This is a genomic window from Salinicola halophilus, assembly GCF_003206155.1.
In the GTDB taxonomy this organism is placed as follows: Bacteria; Pseudomonadota; Gammaproteobacteria; order Pseudomonadales; family Halomonadaceae; genus Salinicola; species Salinicola halophilus.
In genome coordinates this window covers 369,370-387,343 of sequence record NZ_PZJV01000001.1, presented here as the reverse complement: position 1 = coordinate 387,343, position 17,974 = coordinate 369,370, and the positions used below count along the sequence as shown (strand labels likewise).

20 protein-coding genes are annotated in these 17,974 nt (G+C 63.2%); 4 read left to right on the top strand and 16 right to left on the bottom strand.

What is annotated here, in order from left to right; genetic code table 11:
* Window positions 1–2: 2 nt before the first annotated feature.
* Window positions 3–1,109: a coiled-coil domain-containing protein gene (locus tag DOM33_RS01770; protein WP_162617859.1), complete on the bottom strand. Its 1,107-nt coding sequence runs from the start codon at window positions 1,107–1,109 to the stop codon at window positions 3–5.
* Between the two features lie 282 nt (window positions 1,110–1,391).
* Here DOM33_RS01770 and DOM33_RS01765 point away from each other — a divergent pair, with 282 nt between their 5' ends.
* Window positions 1,392–2,051: a Fe-Mn family superoxide dismutase gene (locus DOM33_RS01765; protein ID WP_110665277.1), complete on the top strand. Its 660-nt coding sequence runs from the start codon at window positions 1,392–1,394 to the stop codon at window positions 2,049–2,051.
* Window positions 2,052–2,159: 108 nt separating this feature from the next.
* On the opposite strand, the gene DOM33_RS01760 is transcribed toward DOM33_RS01765, so the two are convergent.
* Together DOM33_RS01760 and galU are read right to left on the bottom strand one after the other, a co-directional pair.
* Window positions 2,160–3,440, bottom strand: a complete 1,281-nt coding sequence (locus DOM33_RS01760; protein ID WP_110665275.1) for a nucleotide sugar dehydrogenase — start codon at window positions 3,438–3,440, stop codon at window positions 2,160–2,162.
* A 4-nt stretch (window positions 3,441–3,444) separates the two neighbouring features.
* The gene (gene galU, locus DOM33_RS01755; RefSeq protein WP_110665273.1) at window positions 3,445–4,332 is read right to left on the bottom strand and encodes a UTP--glucose-1-phosphate uridylyltransferase GalU; all 888 of its coding nucleotides are present in this window, start codon (window positions 4,330–4,332) and stop codon (window positions 3,445–3,447) included.
* A 267-nt stretch (window positions 4,333–4,599) separates the two neighbouring features.
* On the opposite strand from galU, the gene ubiG reads away from it, so the two are divergent.
* Window positions 4,600–5,349 carry a bifunctional 2-polyprenyl-6-hydroxyphenol methylase/3-demethylubiquinol 3-O-methyltransferase UbiG gene (gene ubiG / locus DOM33_RS01750; protein ID WP_110665271.1) on the top strand — a complete coding sequence of 250 codons (750 nt, stop codon included), beginning with the start codon at window positions 4,600–4,602 and terminating at the stop codon, window positions 5,347–5,349.
* The gene (locus DOM33_RS01745; protein ID WP_110665269.1) at window positions 5,346–6,041 is read left to right on the top strand and encodes an HAD-IA family hydrolase; all 696 of its coding nucleotides are present in this window, start codon (window positions 5,346–5,348) and stop codon (window positions 6,039–6,041) included. The genes ubiG and DOM33_RS01745 overlap by 4 nt, the downstream gene beginning before the upstream one ends.
* Window positions 6,042–6,089: 48 nt before the next feature.
* On the opposite strand, the gene DOM33_RS01740 is transcribed toward DOM33_RS01745, so the two are convergent.
* From DOM33_RS01740 to DOM33_RS01680, 13 genes are all read right to left on the bottom strand, one after another.
* A complete protein-coding gene (locus DOM33_RS01740) occupies window positions 6,090–6,848 on the bottom strand; it encodes a YciK family oxidoreductase (RefSeq protein ID WP_110665267.1) in 759 nt (252 codons plus the stop codon).
* Between the two features lie 36 nt (window positions 6,849–6,884).
* On the bottom strand, window positions 6,885–7,685 hold the full coding sequence (ybgF, locus tag DOM33_RS01735) for a tol-pal system protein YbgF (protein ID WP_110665265.1): 801 nt from the start codon (window positions 7,683–7,685) through the stop codon (window positions 6,885–6,887).
* Window positions 7,686–7,703: 18 nt separating this feature from the next.
* The gene (pal, locus tag DOM33_RS01730; protein ID WP_110665263.1) at window positions 7,704–8,219 is read right to left on the bottom strand and encodes a peptidoglycan-associated lipoprotein Pal; all 516 of its coding nucleotides are present in this window, start codon (window positions 8,217–8,219) and stop codon (window positions 7,704–7,706) included.
* Between the two features lie 50 nt (window positions 8,220–8,269).
* Entirely contained in the window at window positions 8,270–9,595 is a 1,326-nt protein-coding gene (gene tolB, locus DOM33_RS01725; RefSeq protein WP_420820175.1) for a Tol-Pal system beta propeller repeat protein TolB, read from the bottom strand.
* Window positions 9,595–10,629, bottom strand: coding sequence for a cell envelope integrity protein TolA (gene tolA / locus DOM33_RS01720; protein ID WP_110665259.1), 1,035 nt, complete (start codon window positions 10,627–10,629; stop codon window positions 9,595–9,597). Before tolA ends, tolB begins: the two co-directional genes overlap by 1 nt.
* 9 nt (window positions 10,630–10,638) lie before the next feature.
* Complete coding sequence (gene tolR, locus DOM33_RS01715; RefSeq protein ID WP_110665258.1) at window positions 10,639–11,079, bottom strand: protein TolR; 441 nt, start codon at window positions 11,077–11,079, stop codon at window positions 10,639–10,641.
* 11 nt (window positions 11,080–11,090) lie between these two features.
* Complete coding sequence (gene tolQ / locus DOM33_RS01710) at window positions 11,091–11,765, bottom strand: protein TolQ (protein WP_204352587.1); 675 nt, start codon at window positions 11,763–11,765, stop codon at window positions 11,091–11,093.
* Window positions 11,766–11,790: 25 nt separating this feature from the next.
* Entirely contained in the window at window positions 11,791–12,201 is a 411-nt protein-coding gene (ybgC, locus tag DOM33_RS01705; RefSeq protein ID WP_110665254.1) for a tol-pal system-associated acyl-CoA thioesterase, read from the bottom strand.
* Window positions 12,198–13,232 (bottom strand): Holliday junction branch migration DNA helicase RuvB, encoded by a 1,035-nt coding sequence (gene ruvB / locus DOM33_RS01700; protein WP_110665253.1) that lies wholly within the window; start codon window positions 13,230–13,232, stop codon window positions 12,198–12,200. Before ruvB ends, ybgC begins: the two co-directional genes overlap by 4 nt.
* A 6-nt stretch (window positions 13,233–13,238) precedes the next feature.
* A complete protein-coding gene (ruvA, locus tag DOM33_RS01695; RefSeq protein ID WP_110665251.1) occupies window positions 13,239–13,856 on the bottom strand; it encodes a Holliday junction branch migration protein RuvA in 618 nt (205 codons plus the stop codon).
* A gap of 108 nt (window positions 13,857–13,964) precedes the next feature.
* A complete protein-coding gene (gene ruvC / locus DOM33_RS01690; RefSeq protein WP_110667419.1) occupies window positions 13,965–14,501 on the bottom strand; it encodes a crossover junction endodeoxyribonuclease RuvC in 537 nt (178 codons plus the stop codon).
* Window positions 14,502–14,637: 136 nt separating this feature from the next.
* Window positions 14,638–16,428: an aspartate--tRNA ligase gene (aspS, locus tag DOM33_RS01685; protein WP_110665249.1), complete on the bottom strand. Its 1,791-nt coding sequence runs from the start codon at window positions 16,426–16,428 to the stop codon at window positions 14,638–14,640.
* Window positions 16,429–16,455: 27 nt separating this feature from the next.
* On the bottom strand, window positions 16,456–16,761 hold the full coding sequence (locus DOM33_RS01680; RefSeq protein ID WP_110665248.1) for an FmdB family zinc ribbon protein: 306 nt from the start codon (window positions 16,759–16,761) through the stop codon (window positions 16,456–16,458).
* A gap of 277 nt (window positions 16,762–17,038) precedes the next feature.
* On the opposite strand from DOM33_RS01680, the gene DOM33_RS01675 reads away from it, so the two are divergent.
* Window positions 17,039–17,971 carry a D-2-hydroxyacid dehydrogenase gene (locus tag DOM33_RS01675; protein ID WP_110665246.1) on the top strand — a complete coding sequence of 311 codons (933 nt, stop codon included), beginning with the start codon at window positions 17,039–17,041 and terminating at the stop codon, window positions 17,969–17,971.
* Window positions 17,972–17,974: the final 3 nt, after the last annotated feature.

Sequence of the window (17,974 nt, the reverse complement as noted above, 5' to 3'; positions counted from 1 at the left end):
GCTCAGCCCCCGCTACGTTGAAGGTTGGCGACATCGGCCATGAGCGATGTGACACGACGCGTGAGCTGGGCGCGGCTAGCGTCGAGAGAATCCAAGCGTGCCTGAATGTCGCGAATCTGAGCGCTGCTCGTGCCGCTCGGCAGGTTGGCGACTCGACTCTGCACACCTTCCAGCGCCGCACTCAGCGCGGTCTGTCCTTGACGCAGCTCCGTCACCGCGCCCTGGAGGCTGGCGATGTCCTCCGTCGACGGTGCCGCTCGCTCCGAGAGTGCCGCTATCTCGTCTTTTGACTCGGCGAGTGAACGCTCCAGCGAGTCGATCGAAGCCTCGAGACGCTCGACCTCGGCGGCGTCCACGCCGGTCGAGTCACGCTGATCGATCCGATCGGCGAGTGCCGCCTGACTCTGCTCGAGAGATTCCAGCGATGCCGATAGCGTCTGTTGGCGGGTCTCCAGCTCCTGGTCCTGCGAACGGGTCGCGTCGAGTCGCTGGGTCAGCGTCTCGAGACGCTCATCCACGCTCGCGTCGTTCCCCTCGAGGGTCGAGATTCGTGCCGCAAGGGCGCCTCGCTCATCTTCGGCGGTGCTCTCGAGCGCCGAGAAAGATCGCTGTAGCGCCGTGATCAGTGTCTGCTGGTTATCTACGGTACTGCGCAAAGTGTCTAGCCGTTCCTGGGTCTCGCTGTTGTCGCTGGCATCGGCTAGCCGAGTTTCGAGGCTGCCGGTGGCGGCGCGACTCGCTTCCAGGCGCTGCTCGATGTCGTTCAAACTCGCCCGCAGGTCTTCACCCGCGCTGTCCAGGGTCGAACCCGTCGCCGCGATACGCTGGTCCAGCCGCTCGAATCTGGCGCTCCACATCTGTCGATCGTGCTGGTACTGCCAGATCACTGCGCCGAGCGCCCCCGCGAGCAGCAGTACCAGTAGCCAGAGCGGCCAGACTCGCGGCCCTCGGCGGGGCGTGGCCGTCGAGCGCGATGAGGGACGCCGGGTGCCGCCGGCATCACGCCTGTCCGGGACGATCTGGCGTGACGGTGCGGCGTGTCGGTCGCTACCCGCAGGGCTGGCGGTGGCCGAACGGCGAGAATCGGATGGGTCGTCGGAGGGGGGCATTACCGTGAATTACCTTACCGATGAGAAACTGAGCCAATGATGACGCCGAGCGTCGACGAGGGTGAAGACGTATCGGCGGCGATTGAACGACGCGCCATCCGTCTGGCGCTCGTCTCGAACGGAGTCCGACCCAACCGCCCGTTGCTGACCGCCACTCCTGTGGTACCAGAGCGACAACCGAGAAGCTAGCGCGTTCCTAATTCGACTTCACAGGGCCACTGTAGCCCGTCTACCGCCGGCCGCGATAGCATACGCGCTCAATCGCTACCGTCCAGGGGTGCCATGACGCCTTCTCAGACCGATTTCGAGTCGTTTGTCAGCAATGATCGCCCCCGCTCATCGCCGCGATTCGAACTGCCGGCGCTGCCGTTCGAACGGCATTCGCTGGAGCCGGCCATCACTCGTGCCCAGGTAGATCTGCTCTATAGCCACTACCATCGATCCCTGATCGACGCGCTGAACGCGACGACGGCATCGCAGGTCGCTCAGAATTCGCTGGCCGAGCTTGCCACCTTGAAGATCGACTCTGCGGCGTCGTACGCCGGCGAGGCATGGAACCTCACGGTCTTCTGGCATGGACTCACAGCGCGCCCCGTAGCGGTGCCCGACGCGCTGGAGCGGGCCGTCATCCACGATTTCGGTAGCTGGCGCGGCCTGGCATCGCACTGGCGAGAGGTTCTCCAGACCAGCGACGCCCCCTGGAGCTGGCTGACGGCATCGCCGCGTGGGGAACTGCGCTTGGTAACGACGCGCCACGGTGAGCAGCCCTCGGGGGTGACGCCGCTACTGGCGGTGGCGCTGATGCCGGACGCTTACCGGCTGGATTTTCCCGGCGACCGCCTCGCCTACTTCGACGCGCTCTGGCCGCTACTCAACTGGGAGTATGCTGCGCTCTGCGCCAGCGTATCGACCGTCCCGGGCGGCGGGAGCGCCCTCGTCTGAAACGACTGCACGTCGCCGGGACTGGGAAGCCAGGAAACAATATCCAAAACCGAAGAGCGCCCGACGGGATCACCGCCGGGCGCTCTTGGTTTCCATTGCCGTCGCACGCTAGCCGCGACGGCCGATGCCTCGATAGATGAAGCCACGCGATGCCACATAAGCGGGATCGTAGATGTTGCGACCGTCCAGAATCAGCGGCGTTCGCAGCGCCTGCAAAAGCCGACGCCAGTCCGGATTCCAGTAGCATTTCCACTCGGTGACCAACATCAGCGCATCGGCGCCTTCGCACGCCGCGTAGAAATCCCCTTCGCAGAGCGTCAGCAGTGGCTGGTCCGGATACAGCTCGGCGAGCGCATGAAGTGCCGCCGGATCGTGCAGCTGGACTTTGACGCCCTGCGCCCAGAGCGCTTCGAGCAGCGTCAATACGGGCGCGTGATCGATGCGCGCGGTGCCGGGTTTGAACGCAGCGCCCCATATCGCCACGGTTCGCCCTTCCAGTTCGCCTTGGAAGTGATTCCAGAGCTTGCGAAAGAGGGTCTCTTTCTTGCCTTCATTGATATCGAGCACGTGTTCGAGCAGATGCGACTCTCGCCCCGTCGAGTGCTGGACGTCAGCGAGACGCATCAGGTCTCGCGAGAAACTCGGGCCGCCGAAACCGCAACCGGGATAGAGGTACTCGAACCCGATCCGGGTGTCGGCACCCATGCCCTGGCGTACGTACTCGACGTCGACGCCGAGCGAGTCGGCGAGCCCGGCGAGCTCGTTCATGAAGCTGATGCGGGTGGCCAGCATGCCATTGATGGCGAGCTTGGTCAGCTCGGCGGCACGCCGCGGCATCAGTTGAAACACTTCGTGGCGGCGATTGAAGGCGCGCAGCAACTCGCGAATCTGCTGTGTGGCCCACTCGTCCTCGCTACCCAAGAGCCAGTGTGCCGGCCGCGTGAACGTCTCCCAGGCGCGCCCTTCTTCCAGACGATCGGGTAGTGCGACGGCTACCTGACCGGCATGACCGAGAAGCGCTTCGAGCTTCTCGGTCTGCCCGACGGGGAACGTCGAATTGTTGACGATCACCAGCGGCGTGGACTGCCGTCCGGGAACATGCTCGACGTAGCGCTCGGCGGCGTCGCGCTGCTCGGGTGAGAGCGCGAGCCAGTGAATGTCGGCCTCAAGCGACTCGGGTATGCTATCGATCACCGTCAGTTGACCGCTGGCCTTGCCGATTTCGATCTGCGCTTTGAGGCCCGGTTCGCTGGTCAGCCAATCGCTGTTCTCCAGACTCGCCCAAGGGGAGTCCGGATGCGCCAGCCAAGTGACCTGGTGCCCGACCCAGCAAAGCGCGGCGGCGGCGGTCGCCGCGGCCAGTTCGCTACCATGTACGACCACCCGCATCGGTTCAGTCCTCAGTCGCGTATTGCTTGATCAGCTGACGAAACCCTTCGCCGAGCTTTGCGTGCTTGCGACCGAGCGCCAGCGTCGCTTCGAGATAGCCGAGCTGGCTACCGCAGTCGTAGGTTTGCCCCTGCATTCGGTAGGCCGCCGCCCCGCTCTTCTGGCGCAGGGTTTCGATGGCATCGGTCAGCTGGATCTCGTTGCCCGCCCCGGGACGCGTCTCGGCGAGAATCGGGAAGATGTCGCCAGGCAGCAGGTAGCGGCCGATCACGGCGAGCGTCGAAGGGGCTTCCTCGACCTTGGGCTTCTCGACCATACCGGTCAGCGGTGCACTTTCGCCGGCGGCGGGCTCATCCCCCTCAAGCGCGACGATGCCGTACTTATGGGTCATCTCACGCGGAACGGTCTCGACCATGATCTGCGCCTTGCCGGTACGATCGAAGGCATCGATCATGCCTGCCAGGTCGTTGCCGTCGAGGCCCTCGTCGTCGATCAACACGTCCGGCAGCAGGACCGCGAACGGGTCGTTGCCGATCACCGGGCGGGCGCAGAGAATCGCATGACCCAGTCCCAGTGCTTCAGGCTGGCGGACGCTGATGACGTTGACGTCGTCGGGGATGATGTTGCGAAGCTCTTCGAGCAGCTCGTCCTTGCCCTTGGCTTCGAGCTGATGCTCGAGTTCGAAGTGCTTGTCGAAATGGTTTTCGATGGCGCTCTTGGAAGAGTGGGTGACCAGCACGATCTCCTTGATCCCCGCTTTCACCGCTTCGGTCACGACGTACTGGATGACCGGCTTGTCGACGATGGTGATCATCTCTTTGGGAATCGCCTTGGAGGCGGGCAGACAACGAGTGCCGAATCCGGCGACAGGTAGTACGGCCTTGCGGATCATATTAGGGTCCTTCCCTTCCTGAGTCTGAATTGTCGCGTAGCCACATTGCGGTGGACGCTGGGGCCATAGCTTAACGGGCGATTTCCACGAATCCCAGTCGCATGATGCCGAGCCGTACCGAGGTTTCATCGACGTGGCGCCCGGCGACGCTACCGTCCATAGTAGACTACCGCAACGCTCGCTGACGTGACGCGATAGAAGGCTTCACGGCTTTCGCGTCGCATGATCGTGAGAAGACGTCGAATCACCCGGGAAGGAACCGCATTCATGACACAGTCGCAGGAAACCGGCGCCCCTCGCGCCAACGTCGATCGCGCCGAGATCGCCAAGTTCGATGCCCTGGCCGGGCGCTGGTGGGACCGGGAGGGCGAGTTCAAGCCGCTCCACGACATCAACCCGCTTCGACTGGGATTCATCGACCAGCACGTCTCGCTCGCCGGCAAGCAGGTGATCGATGTCGGTTGTGGCGGCGGGATCCTCAGTGAGGCAATGGCTCAGCGTGGCGCCAACGTGACCGGCATCGACCTCGGTGAGGCACCGCTTTCCGTCGCGCGTCTGCATCAGATGGAGAGCGGCGTAGAGGTCGATTACCGCCACGCAAGTGTCGAAACGATGGCCGAAGAACGCCCGGGCGAATTCGACGTCGTCACCTGCCTGGAGATGATCGAGCACGTTCCCGACCCCGGCTCAGTGATTCAGGCCTGCGCCAAGCTCGTCAAACCCGGTGGTCACCTCTTTTTCTCCACCATCAACCGGAACCCGAAGTCCTACGCGTTCGCCATCCTCGGCGCCGAGTACGTGCTGGGTCTGTTGCCGCGCGGCACGCACGAATATCGCAAGCTCATCAAACCCTCGGAGCTCTCGGGCTGGTGTCGTCAATACGGGCTCGAGTTTCGCGACCAGACGGGTCTGACGTACAACCCGGTCACTCGTCGCTATCGCTTGACCGCCCACGACGTCAGCGTCAACTACATGGTTCACGTGACGCCCACCTGGACGGGCAATACCGATTCATGAAGGAAACGAGTACGCCGCGCGCTCTGCTCTTCGACCTGGACGGCACCCTGGTCGACACGGCCCCGGATCTGGCCGAAGCGACCAACCGTCTGCGGGAGCATCATGGCCTGGCGCGACTTCCCTTCGAGACGTTGAGAGCCAAGGTTTCCCAGGGGGGGAGCGCGCTGGTATCACTAGCCCTGTCGATTGACGCCGATCATCCGGATCACCTCGCGGCGCGAGACTACCTGCTGAACCGCTATGCCGAGATCGTCGCCGACGAAAGCCAGATTTTTCCGGGACTGGCGCCGTTTCTCGAGCGCTGGGAGATGGCTGAGCGTGGCTGGGGAATCGTGACCAACAAACCCAGGCGTTTCGCCGAGCCGCTGATCGCGGCGCTTGGCCTGACGCCAGGGGTCATGATTTGCGCCGACGATCTGCCGGTGCGAAAACCCGACCCGAGACCGCTACTCGAAGCCGCGACCGTACTCGGCGTCATCCCGGGCGACTGCTGGTACGTGGGCGATCATCGACGCGACATGCAGGCCGCCCGCGCCGCCGGCATGCCGGCCATTGCCGTGAGTTACGGCTACCTGGATGATGCCGACCCCGTCGAGAGCTGGCCGGCGGATCGCTGGTTCGACACACCCGCCGAACTGATTGCGGCACTGTGGATTCCCGTCGATGAGGCTGAATCCGTGGTCAACCGATGAAACGCCACTGTGTCATTGGACGCCCGCTGCCCGTTTGGTCGGGCAGCGCTAGCGTCGAGGAGGCTGGGCGTCGAACGCCTGGCCGGTCACGCCGTGGCTCTCTGCTCCCATCAGCCATAGATAGGTGGGCACGATCTCTTCCGGCGTTCGCAGCGCTGTCGGGTCTTCATCGGGGTAGGCGGCGCGGCGCATCTCGGTGCGCGTCGCTCCGGGGTTGATCGAGTTGAAGCGAAGCGACGAGTCGCGGTGCTCGTCGGCAAGAATCTGCATGAAGCCTTCGGTCGCGAATTTCGACGTCGAGTAGGCGCCCCATTGGGCACGTCCCTGGCGACCGACGCTCGACGACGTGAATAGCGTCGACGCATTCGGCGCCGCTTGCAGTAGTGGCAGCAGCGCCTGTGTCAGACCGACGCATGCCATGAAGTTGACCTGCATGACGCTCGCCCAGACATCCAGGTCGTAATCGGCCACACTCACTCGTTCACCGAGCTGGCTCGCATTGTGGAGCACGCCGTCGAGCTTACCGAACGCCTCTGCGAGCTTCACCGCGACGCTTGCATAATCTTGCCGAGTGGCACTTTCGAGATTCAACGGGAAAATGGCTGGCTTGGCAGCTTCCATCGCCTCGATCTCATCGTAGACGTCCTTGAGTCGATTGACGCTTCGACCCATGAGAATGACGGTTGCCCCGTGCCGCGCGTATTCGATCGCCGCGGCGCGACCAATGCCAGCGCTGGCACCGGTTACGAGAATGACTTTGTCCTCGAGCAGATCCGACGGCGCCCGATAGTCGATGTGACAGTCCATATCGCCTCCTTGCGCCAATCGGCCCATTCGTTTCAATCAGCCACCGAGTTGATTGAGAAAGTCTTCCGCCATCTGGGCGGCATTGCTGCTGGGGTAGTCACTGCGTACGCGCTCGAGCAGTTCGCGACTGCCTTGAGTATCGCCCTGCCGCGCTTGAAGCAGTCCCAATTTGTATAACGCGTCGGGTACTTTGCTGCTCTGGGGGTAGTCATCGATTACCGTCTGGAAGGCGTCGATCGCCTCACCGGTATCGGACTGCGCCGAGTACAGTTCACCTAGCCAGTAGTGGGCGTTGGGTAAAAGACTCGACTGCGGATAACTGGCGACGAATTCGTTGAACGACTCGATGGCCGCAGGAAACTGGCGCGACTGAACCTGCTGGAAAGCCGCCTGGTAGGCGTCACGGCCATCCCCGGCGTTCGATCCCTGTTGCGTCGTCGTGTTCGATGACGCCGGCGCATCCGCGCTAGCCGGGGCCGAGTCTTCAGAGGGCTCGCTCGCACCGTCGTCCATGCCGGCACTCGAGTCAGCCTCGCTCGCGCCGCCCGAAAGCCGATCGTCGAGATCCAGGTACTGCTGCTGCGTCTGTTGCTTGAGCTGCTCGAGCTGATAGCGAAGCTCTTCGACCTGCCCGCGCAGCTGCTGTACCTGCTGACGGTTTTCCTGCAGTTCGTTGAGAAGCGTCAAGGTACCGCCGCCGCTCTGCCGCGCCTGAGTTTGACTATAGAAGCCGCCCGACTGACCCGTGAGGTCATCGACGACTGGTTGCTGAGCCCATACGGACAGCGGGAGCACCAGGGCTCCCGCGCCGCACAGTCTTTTCAGACCGTGTTTCATGCTGATCTCCGTCGACGTTTAGTACGAGAATACGACGCGACGGTTCTGGGCGTAAGCTTCTTCAGAGTGACCTTGTACTGCCGGACGCTCTTCACCGTAGCTGACGATCGAGATCTGCGACGGGGACACACCCTGAACGGTCAGATACTGCTGAACAGCCTGCGCACGACGCTCGCCGAGGCCCAGGTTGTATTCGCGAGTACCGCGCTCGTCGGCATGACCTTGCAGAGTCACGTTGGTACCGGAGTTCGACATCAGATACTGAGCGTGACCGCGCAGTACGGATTCGAATTCCGAACGGATCTCTTCGCTGTCGAACGCGAAGTAGATCGTGTTGACGGAAGGACGCTGCTGGTCGGCGTTCATGCCGGAACCAGAAGTGTTCTGGCCAGTCGTCATGCCCTGACCGGAAGCGCCGCTACCGGCTGTGCCATCCATGTTCCCTTCCTGGGTACCACCGCTGCTAGAACAGCCAGCCACGACTGCCAGGGACAGCGCGATTGCCAACGTCTTGGCGTGGGTCTTGAATTGCATTGTCATCTCCTTGCTCGGATATCGAATGACACAATGATTTTAGTCATCATTTAGTTCAAAAACGGCGACCATGCAGGCTCTCGCACATCGCCTTGCGGTGAAGGCAGACGGAAGGACGCGCGTCCATCCGAAGATACTGCCCCCAACACCCCTTGCGACCCTTGTTGCGTCGCGAAGATTACCATGGTGCCGTTGGGTGCGACACTTGGGGACTCATCCCAACGCGAGTCAGTCAAGACTGTAACGCGGCCCGTGTCCAGTCCCTGTTTCGCAATGTGATAGCCATCACCATCGCGTGTCACCATGTAAAGTTCTTCACCATCCGGCGAGAAACGACCGTCCGAGTTGTAACTTCCGGTAAAAGTCAGTCGTTCGGCATCGCCGCCGCCGGCGCTCATGCGGTAGATCTGCGGTGCGCCGCTTCGATCCGACGTGAAGACGATCGACGTCCCATCGGGCGACCACTCGGGTTCGGTCTCGATGGCACGGTTATTGGTCAAGCGTGTCAGCTGACGCGAACCGAGATCCATCACGTAGATTTCCGGCTGACCGTCCTTGGAAAGCGACATGGCGAGCTTACGCCCGTCCGGGGACCAGGCCGGCGCCCCATTGATACCGCTGAATGAGGTCAGCCTTACGCGCTCGCCGGTCGAGGCGTTTTGCACGTAGATCGCCGAATTGCCGGATTCGAACGAAACGTAGGCGATTTTTTGGCCGTCCGGCGACCAGGCCGGCGACAGGATGGGGTCGTCGGAGGACAAAACCTGCTGGCTGTTATGGCCATCGGCATCGGCAACGTAGAGCGCATAGCGAGCGTTGTCGCCGGCGCCACTCGCCGAGATATAAGCCACCCGAGTCGAGAATGCCCCGCGGATGCCAGTGATCGCCTCGAAGATCTGATCACTGATGTAGTGCGCGCTGGCGCGCAGATTCCCCGGCTGCGACGTCACGGTCTCGCCTAGCATCCGTTTGCCGCCGGCAACGTCCATCAGCTCGTAGGCGATCCGATAGCCATCGCCTTGGGACTGAATGCGCCCCACCACGAGGTAGCGCGCGTTGACCCGCTTCCAGTCATCGTAGAAGATGTCCTCACTGCTACTGGGCAGAGAGATCAGCGCGTTTCGACCCAGCGGAGAAAACTGACCGCTGTGCTCCAGGTCATCGCTGATGATCTGCGCGATATCCTGAGGCAGGCCACCCTGGCCTTCGAACTCGAAGGGCACGATAGCGATCGGCGTCGCCTGATCGCTGCCGCGGGTAATTTCGATGGTGAGGTTTTGCGCCTGCGCCGAAGCCGTCAGGCTGAGCCAGCAGGTCACTGCCATCAGCCAAGTGGTGGCAAGCGCCTTCCATCCTCGTGACATCCGTCGTTTCATCACTGCACGTCTCCGGGTGTGAATTTGAGATTGAAATCGCGAAATTTGCGCTGCAGCCCGGCATCGAGCTGACGCAGTTCGCGAAACGGCGCTGCCGCTTCGACGGCCTGAGTTGCCGAACGATCGAAGGCCGGGTTGCCGCTACTACGGGTGATCGTGGCGGCAAGGAGCTCGCCCGACGGGCCCAGCCTGACCCGAACCTGTGCCATCAGGCCATCGGCAGCGGGTGGATGCCAACGATCCTCGACCGCACGCTTCACCAGATTGATGAAATTATTCGATGCCTGATTGGCCTGCTCCGCGCCGGCGATACGCTCCTGTTCATTGGCGATGGAATCAGCCAGCGCATCTTCCGCGGCGGCGGCCGCAGCCGCCTTCGCGGCCTCTTCCTGACGTTTCTTCTCCGCGGCTTCGGCTTGGCGCTGCTTCTCGGCGGCCTCTTCCTGGCGCTGCTTCTCGGCGGCCTCTTCCTGACGTTGCTCCTCGGCCGCTTCTTCCTGACGTTTCTGCTCGGCAGCTTGCGCTTCGGCCTGCTCTCGCGCTTCTGCCTGCTGCTGGCGCGCGGCCTCGGCCTGCTCTCGCGCTTGCGCCTGCTGCTGGCGCTCGGTTTCGGCTTGCTGACGCTCGGCGGCAGCCTGGTCGGCAGCCTGCTGACGTCGCTCGGCTTCTGCCTGCGCTTGCTGGGCGGCGGCCTCTCGTTCTGCTTCGGCCTGGGCCTGTTCCGCGGCGGCTTGTTGCTGCGCTTCGGCTTCGGCAGCTGCCTCTTGCGCCGCGGCCGCGTCTGCCTCGGCCTGGCGTTGCGCTTCTTCCTCGGCTTGACGCTGGGCATTTCTCGCCCGCGACGCCTGCGCGTACTGCGCCTGGTCCGTCGCGGTAACGTCGCTGACCAGGGTTGCCTGAACGACCGACGAGGAGCTCGGTTCCGGCTCGCTCTCCGGCAGACGCAGGATCGTCATCAGCAATGCCACGACGTGAACACCGATCGCCAGTATGACGGGGAGGCCGTAGCCACTACGCCGTGTTCGCTTCGCCATCCTGGCTCCTTACCCGTTGTCGCTCGAAGGGGGCTCGGAGATCAATCCGACATTGGCGACGCCTGCCATCTGCAAGGTGCTCATCAGCGTCACGACCTGGCCGTAAGAGGCATTCCGATCCCCCCGAACCATGACCGGCGTGTTCGGATTGCTCTCCAGAATCGCGACGACTTGATCGCCGACGGTCTGCAGCGTCACCGGTCGATCCTCCTCACCGAGAGAGATGTAGTACTCGCCCTGGCTATCCACAGAGACCACGATCGGTTCCTGCTCGTCCGTATCGATCGGCTCCGAGGTCACCTGGGGCAGATCGACCTGAACGCCCTGGGTAAGCATGGGTGCTGTGATCATGAAGATCACCAGCAGCACGAGCATGACGTCGATGAACGGCACGACGTTGATCTCGCCCATCGGTTTGCGGCGCTGGTTACGACTGTAGGGTCCAGCCATGGGAAATCTCCTCAGGCTGCCTGGTGGCTACGGCCCTGCAGATTGCGGTGCAGGATCGAGTGGAACTCTTCGGCGAAGTCTTCGTAGTCGCCGAGCAGGCGGCTCGCGATCGCCGACAGCCGGTTGTAGAAGATGACGGCCGGAATCGCCGCAAAAAGGCCCATGGCGGTGGCGACCAGCGCTTCGGCGATCCAGGGTGCGACGGTGGACAGCGTCGCCTGCTGGGACATCGACAGACTCTGGAACGAGCCCATGATGCCCCAGACCGTACCGAAAAGACCGATATACGGGCTCGCCGAAGCGACCGTCGCCAGCAAGGTGAGATGGGCGTTGAGTCGGTCCTCTTCACGAGACAGCGCGACACGCTGCGAACGCTGGACACCGTCGAGCACGGCTTCGCTGCTGCGGGTCTTGGGCATCAACCGATTGAATTCGCGAAAACCCGAGCGGAAGACATGTTCGGCGCCTTGCGCCTCATGGTTCTCGGGGACGTCCTTGTAGAGTTCATTGAGATCGATACCCGACCAGAAGCGCTCATCGAAGGCTTTCTGCTCCTTGCGCGCTCGGGACAGTGCAAAGCTGCGCTGAAAGATGACGACCCAGGAAGCGATCGATGCGGCCAAGAGAAGGATCATGACCAGTTGAACCACCAGACTGGCGTTCATGATCAGATGGGGGATGGACATGGAGTCGTTCACGTAGATCCTCGAATCACTGGCTGTGAGTGTCAGGCATTAGCGCGGCGCTAAGCGCGCTGGGCCAACGCATCGGTTTGAAGCGTTGCGCGTCGACGCAGGCAATATCGACCGTTGCTTCGCATAATGTATCCCGTCCGTTGCGCACGGATTGCGAAAATTGCACGGAACAGGGCTTTGTCTTCACGACCCGGGCGGTGACGTCGAGTCGATCGTCGAGACGCGCGGGTCTGGCGTAGCGGCACTGCAGCGAGTGGACCACGAGCTGCGCACCGGATTCCAGTAGCTCACGCTGGCCGAATCCCAGATCGGCCAGCCATTCGCTGCGCGCACGCTCCATGAATTTCAGATAGTTGACGTAATACACGATGCCGCCGGCATCGGTGTCTTCGATGTAGACCTTGATCGGGAGGACGAATTCGCTCAAGGCGCGCCCCCCTCGATACCCGGGGCGTTCTCGTGGGCCGCGATGCCAAAGTGCGCATAGGCGGACTGGGTCACCACGCGACCGCGAGCGGTGCGCATCATGAACCCCTGCTGGATCAGGTAGGGTTCGATGACGTCTTCGATCGTATCCCGCTCTTCACTGATAGCGGCCGCGAGGCTATCCACCCCGACGGGCCCGCCGTCGAACTTCTCGATCATCGCCAGCAGCAGGCGGCGATCCATGTGGTCGAGGCCATAACTGTCGACGTTGAGCATGTTGAGCGCCTGGTCGGCGATCGCCGCGCTGAGCATCCCGTCGCCACGTACCTCGGCGAAATCTCTCACCCGCCGCAAAAGCCGGTTGGCAATACGCGGCGTGCCGCGAGCGCGTCGGGCGATCTCGAGTGCGCCTTCATGCTGGGAAGGCACCCCCAATAGCCGCGCCGAACGGGTGACGATCTCGGTGAGCTCGTCGATGGCGTAGAACTCGAGGCGCTGGACGATGCCGAAGCGATCACGCAGCGGCGAGGTGAGAAGCCCGGCCCGAGTGGTGGCGCCGACCAGGGTGAATTTCGGCAGATCGAGCTTGATCGAGCGCGCCGCCGGGCCGTCGCCGATCATGATGTCGAGCTGGAAATCCTCCATCGCGGGATAGAGCACCTCCTCGACGGCAGACGGGAGTCGATGGATCTCGTCGATGAACAGCACGTCGCCCGGCTGCAGATTGGTCAGCATCGCTGCCAGGTCGCCCGCCCGTTCGAGGACGGGACCGGAGGTCGACTTGATGTCGACGTCCATTTCGGCGGCGATGATGTTGGCAAGCGTCGTCTTGCCAAGCCCCGGCGGGCCGAACACGAGGGTGTGATCGAGACTTTCGCCGCGATTGCGGGCCGCCCGGATGAAGATGTCGAGCTGCTCGCGCACCCGGGGCTGGCCTATGTAGTCCTCGAGCCGCCGCGGTCGGATGGCATGGTCGACCTGCAGCTCGTCGGACTGCGGCTGCGCGGCGATGAGGCGGTCCGGTTCGATCATGGGCGCTTATCCACCCGCCATCTGGCGCGCGAGCGCGGCCTTGATCAAGGCTTCGGTAGAGAGCGTCTCATCGAGCCCGGAGAGCATCTTGGAAGCTTCCGTCGGCTTGTAGCCCAGCGAGGTCAGCGCTGCCTCGGCGTCCGCCCGTGGGTCGTTCGCCGTCGAGCCGGTACCCTTCGCGCCGTCTGCCGGGTTATGCAGCAGATCGTGGCGCTGCTGCCAGTGCGGAAAGCGATCGCGCATCTCGACGATCAGCCGCTCGGCGGTCTTCTTGCCGACGCCGGGCAGCTTGGTCAGCGCCTGGCTATCCCCCTCCATCACGCAGTTGATGAAGGCATCGCTGTCCATACCGGAGAGAATCGCCAGGGCGAGCTTGGGCCCGACGCCATTCACCTTGATCAGGGCGCGAAAGAGCTGGCGCTCCTCCTCGTTGCCGAAGCCGTAGAGCAGGTGCGCATCCTCTCTCACGCTCATATGAGTGTGCAGCCGCACCGTCGAGCCGAGTTCGGGTAGCGAGACGAGCGTGGTCATCGAGGTTTCGAGTTCGTATCCGACGCCGTTGACGTCGATGACGATCCAGGGGGGATGTTTCTCGAGCAGGGTGCCGTACAGGCGTCCAATCATTCCGTTTGTGCCCTTGCGTTGACGGCGTCCACTATACGCATCGCCCCATCGGCTGACTAGCTAGCCGACGAGGCTTGCGTAAACCCGCGTCACGTCGGCGTTTTGCGACTATTCGGGGACGAAATCCCGCCACCGGTTGCCGGTTCCCGAACGCCGTCGCGACGATCGAGGCGCCGCAAGCTGTCCCTGGCGCGCGAACGCGTGTGTCAGAGCGATGGCCAGGGCGTCGGCGGCATCTTCGGGCGGAATTGCATCCAGCGACAGCAGCGCTGTCACCATGTGCTGAACCTGGGACTTTTCCGCTGCGCCGCTGCCGGTCACCGCCTGCTTGATCTGTCGGGCGGCGTATTCGTGTACGCCGAGGCCGTGATTGGCGGCACAGACGATCGCCGTGCCCCGCGCCTGACCGAGCTTCAACGCCGAATCCGGATTCTTGGCCATGAAGACGCGCTCGATGGCGAATTCCGACGGGCGATAGAGCCCGATCAGCTCGCTGACGCCGGCATAGACGCGAGCAAGCTTCTGCGCCAGATCGTCGCCGGCGATGCGAATACAGCCGCTGGCGATGTAGCGCGGCTTGGCGGACACATCGATCACCCCGTAACCGGTGACACGGGAACCCGGGTCGATACCCAGAAGAATCATGGCGAGCTCCTGAAATCGCGCGGACCGACAAACGAAACCGGCGCCCACGGGCGCCGGCATTCGAACGGTCTCGCTTGCGAGACGTCGAGTCTATCAGGCTACGGCATCGCTTTGAGCCAGCGATGCGCCGCGGCCACTATTCGCCGCTGTCGGCCGGCGCCTCTGCCTTGGCCTTCTGGCGCAGACGAATGTGCAGCTCGCGAAGCTGCTCGTTGCTCACTTCCCCCGGGGCGTCGGTCATGGGATCAGACGCGCTCTGCGTCTTGGGGAAGGCAATGACGTCGCGAATCGAGCGCGAACCGGTCATCAGCATCACCAGACGGTCGAGGCCGAACGCCAGGCCGCCATGGGGCGGTGCGCCGTACTGCAGCGCGTCGAGCAAAAAGCCGAACTTCTCTTCCGCTTCTGCCTTGCCGATGCCCAGCACTTCGAAGACGGCTCGCTGCATCGCCTGATCGTGGATACGGATCGAGCCGCCGCCGAGTTCCGTGCCGTTGAGCACCATGTCATAGGCGCGAGAAAGCGCCGTGGCCGGCGATGCGGCGAGCGCATCCGGGGAGCAGGACGGCGCGGTGAACGGATGGTGCAGCGCGTGCAGCCGGCCGTTGTCGTCCGCCTCGAACATCGGGAAGTCGACCACCCATAGCGGCGCCCACTCGGCGGTATAAAGGTCGAGGTCTTCACCGAGCTTCACACGCAGCGCGCCGATCGCTTCGTTCACGACCTGCGTCTTGTCGGCGCCGAAGAAGACGATGTCGCCATCCTGCGCGCCCACGCGGTCGAGCAGCTCCTCGACGATGCCTTCCATGAACTTGACGATCGGTGACTGCAGGCCTTCCAGGCCCTTGGCGCGCTCGTTGACCTTGATCCAGGCCAGACCCTTGGCGCCGTAGATGCCGACGAACTTGGTGTACTCGTCGATCTCCTTGCGCGAGAGCTTCGCCCCGCCGCTGACCTTGAGCGCGGCAACGCGACCGTCGTCGGCGTTGGCCGGGCCGGAGAAGACCTTGAAGTCCACCGAGGCCATCAGGTCGTCGACGTCGACCAGCTCGAGCGGGATACGCAGGTCCGGCTTGTCCGAGCCGAAGCGCTGCATCGCTTCGCTGTAAGGCATGCGCGGAAATTCGGGCAGCGAGACATCCAGCACGTTGTCGAAGAGATCGCGCACCATGCGCTCGGTGATCTCCATGATATCGCGCTCCTCGATGAACGAGGCCTCGATATCGATCTGCGTGAACTCGGGCTGGCGGTCGGCGCGAAGGTCTTCATCGCGAAAGCACTTGGCGATTTGATAGTAGCGGTCGAAGCCGGAGACCATCAGCAGCTGCTTAAAGAGCTGGGGCGACTGCGGCAGTGCAAAGAAGTGACCGCTGTGTGTACGGCTCGGGACCAGATAGTCCCGCGCGCCTTCCGGGGTCGCTCGGGTCAGGATCGGGGTTTCGATATCCAGGAACCCCTCGCCTTCCAGATAGGCCCGCACGCTGTGAGTGATGCGCGAGCGCAGACGCAGCTTCTCGATCATCTCCGGGCGGCGCAGGTCGACGTAGCGATACTTGAGGCGGACCTCTTCTCCCACCTTGCCGTGCTCGTCGAGCTGGAACGGCGGCGTCGCCGCGGTGTTGAGCACCTCGACGTCTTTGGCCAGTACCTCGATCATGCCGGTGGGCATGTTCGGGTTCTGGGTGCCCTCGGGTCGCAGGCGGATGCGGCCCTGGATGCGCAGGACGTACTCGCTACGCGCGCGATCCGCGTTGGCGAAGGCGTCTGCGGTATCGGGATCCACCACCACCTGAGCGATACCGTCACGATCACGCATGTCGAGGAAAATGACCCCACCGTGATCGCGGCGGCGATGCACCCACCCGCAAAGCGTGACTTCGTGATCGATCAATGACTCGTTCAACTGGCCGCAATAGTGACTGCGCATGCTGGATCCTGTGTTGTAGATGCTGTGTTAGGCCGAGGTTTTGCTCTCGCCGGATGCCGCCGGTGTCGTTTTGGCATCCGCCGGCTTGCTGTCCGTCTTGGCGGCATCCCCGGCTGCCTTGCCCGCGTCTCCGACCAGATTCTTCTTGCCGCCGGACTTGAAGTCGGTCTCGTACCAGCCGCTGCCGGCGAGGCGAAACCCCGCCGCCGAGATGAGTCTGGACAGCGACGCCTGCTCGCAGGCGGGGCAGTCGGTCAACGCGCTGGCGCCGATCTTCTGCAATTTCTCGAGACGATGACCGCAGGCTTTGCACTCGTATTCGTAAATGGGCATGGTTCCATCACTCAGTGACCAAGAGACAATAGAGAGACATTTGCCCCGTGCGGGAGAGCCCGACGGTGCTCGCACGATCTCGCTGACGAAGACCGCGCAACCTTCTCGACGCATGCCGGGTCTGCGCTCGCCAAAGGCGACGCGTTTTCCCCGCGTTTGAAAGCCGCATAGTATAGCGCGCAGCGCCCGGTCACGGGCAATATTAGCGACTGACAAAACCGCTGTCGTCGATGGCGCCAATGCGTCGTCAGGTGATGAAGGGATGAGGATAATCGCCATGAAAGCCGTTCTACTCGATGCCGCGACACTCGGCGAAGGGATCGATTTCGAACCGATCCGCGCACTGGTCGACGAACTCGACATCTTTGAGCTGACGTCGCCCGAACAGTGCCGTGCCCGTCTGGAAGGCGCGCGCATCGCGCTCACCAACAAGGTGGTCCTGGATGCCGAGCTGATCGACGCCCTTCCCGATCTCGAGCTGATCTGCGTGATGGCCACCGGCACCAACAACATCGACACGGCCGCCGCCGAGCGGCGGGGTATCACTGTCCGCAACGTCACCGCCTACGGCACCGAGAGTGTCGCCCAGCACACGCTGATGCTGATGCTGGCCCTCGCCGCTCGGCTGCCGCGTTATCAACGGGATCTCGCCGACGGCGCCTGGCAGCGCAGCGACATTTTCTGTCGACTCGACCATCCCACGCTTCAGCTCGCCGGCAAGACACTCGTCATCGTGGGGAGCGGCGAGCTCGGCTCGGCGGTGGCCAAGCTCGCCCAGGCCTTTGGCATGCAGGTCGTTTTCGCTGCCCGACCGGGTCACGAGGACAACGACGAGCGACCGGCGCTTGCCTCCCTGCTGCCGACGCTGGATGTGCTGAGCCTACACTGCCCGCTCACCGAGACGACCCGCGGGCTGATCGACGCCGAGGCGTTGAACGCCATGAAGCCGGAAGCGCTGATGATCAACTGCGCCCGCGGCGGCATCATCGACGAAGCCGCCGCTCTGGACGCACTACGTGACGGACGTCTTGGTGGGCTCGCCGTCGATACGCTCCCCGTCGAGCCGCCCCGTGACGGCCATGCCCTACTCGAGGCGCTCGCGGAACCCCTGAACCTGATCGTCACGCCTCACAACGCCTGGATATCGCCCGAGGCGCGCCAGCGTATCGTGAGCCTGACCGCTGACAACATCCACGCCTGGAACGCCTGACGC